Source organism: Burkholderia sp. Se-20373 (assembly GCF_017104705.1).
In the GTDB taxonomy this organism is placed as follows: Bacteria; Pseudomonadota; Gammaproteobacteria; order Burkholderiales; family Burkholderiaceae; genus Burkholderia.
This window is the reverse complement of record NZ_JAAGPH010000334.1, coordinates 1-1,622: the sequence shown is the minus strand read 5'-3', so window position 1 is coordinate 1,622 and position 1,622 is coordinate 1. Positions and strand designations below refer to the sequence as shown.

At 73.0% G+C, this 1,622-nt stretch carries 1 protein-coding gene and 2 pseudogenes; all 3 read left to right on the top strand.

Annotated features, from left to right (window positions below):
* Positions 1 to 194 (top strand): annotated as a pseudogene (locus G3N96_RS38610) (polysaccharide deacetylase family protein); the annotation flags it as partial.
* Between the two features lie 63 nt (positions 195 to 257).
* Positions 258 to 1,469, top strand: a complete 1,212-nt coding sequence (locus tag G3N96_RS38605) for a beta-ketoacyl-[acyl-carrier-protein] synthase family protein (RefSeq protein ID WP_206140483.1) — start codon at positions 258 to 260, stop codon at positions 1,467 to 1,469.
* Between the two features lie 8 nt (positions 1,470 to 1,477).
* A pseudogene (locus G3N96_RS39585) lies at positions 1,478 to 1,622 on the top strand (3-oxoacyl-ACP synthase); the annotation flags it as partial.

Here is a 1,622-nt window from a genome sequence, read left to right as displayed (position 1 = left end):
TGCTCGTGCACGACGGCCACGCATCGCGTGACGCGCGCGGCGAACCGGTCGTAATCGACGTGCTGCAGGCGGTGCTGCGCGCGGCTGCCGATGCGCAGTTGGACTGGACCACGCTGCGCGCGGCGCTCGCGCCGGAGCCGCCCGGCGGCCCGGGCGAGCCGGCCGGTTCGGCCCGCCCGTTTGATAAAATCTGACCTCGAACGGCGCGCCTGCCGGCCCTGCTGCGGCGCCCGTTCCGGCCACCGGATGCGACTCTCGTGAAACCTCTCCTGCTCTCGCACTTCACCGCCACCAGCTGCATCGGCCGCGGCCTCGATGCGACCCTCGATGCGCTGCGCGACGCGCGCGGCGGGCTCCAGCCCTGCGACTTCGAACGTGCGGATCTCGACACGTGGATCGGCGCGGTGGACGGCGTCGATGCGCAGCCCGTGCGGGCCGATCTCGCCGACTTCGCGTGCCGCAACAACCGCCTCGCGCAACTCGGCCTCACGCAGGACGGCTTCGACGCACGCGTCGCGGCGGCCGTCGCGCGCTACGGCGCGGCGCGCGTCGGCGTGTTCATCGGCACGAGCACGGCCGGCATCCTCGAGACCGAGCACGCGTACCAGCGCCGCGATCCGGCGAGCGGCGCGCTGCCCGCCGACTTCCGCTACGCGCAGACGCACAACCCGTATTCGCCGGCCGCGTTCGTGCGCGCATTTTTCGCGCTGCGCGGGCCGGCGACGGCGATCTCGTCCGCGTGCTCGTCCGGCGCGAAAGTGTTCGGCTCCGCGCGCCGCATGATCGAGGCGGGCTTGATCGACGCGGCGGTCGTCGGCGGCGTCGATTCGTTGTGCCTGACGACGCTGTACGGCTTCAATTCGCTCGAGCTGCTGTCGCGCCAGCCGTGCCGGCCGTTCGACGTCGCGCGCGACGGCATCTCGATCGGCGAGGCCGCCGCGTTCGCGCTCGTCGAACGCATGCCGGACCCGCCCGCCGCACTCGGCGCCGATGCGATCCTGCTGCTCGGCATCGGCGAATCGAGCGACGCGCATCACATGTCGTCGCCGCATCCGGACGGGCTCGGCGCGCGCGTCGCGATCGAGCAGGCACTTGCATCCGCCGGCCTGGGCGCAACCGACATCGACTACGTGAACCTGCACGGCACCGCGACGCCGAGCAACGACGCAGCCGAAAGCCGTGCGATCGGCGCGCTGTTCGCCAGCACGCCGTGCAGCTCGACGAAGGGCGCGACCGGCCATACGCTCGGCGCCGCGGGTGCGCTCGAGGCGGTCGTCGCCGCGCTCGCGCTGCGCGAGCAGTTCGTGCCGGCCGGCGTCAACACGACACTGCCCGACCCGGCACTCGCCGCCGATTACGTGCTCGCGAGCCGCGCTACGCGCGTGCGCGCCGTCCTGTCCAATTCGTTCGGCTTCGGCGGCACGAACTGCAGCCTGATCCTCGGCCGCGCCGACCACGCCCGCCGTTGAGGCCCGCCATGACACTCACCGCCTTCATCGAAAGCATCGGCCTCATCGGGCCCGGACTGAACGACTGGCCGCACGCGGCCGACGTGCTCGCGGGCCGCGTGCCGTATGCACCCGCCCGCACCGAGCTGCCGCCGCCGGCCGGCCTGCCGTCGG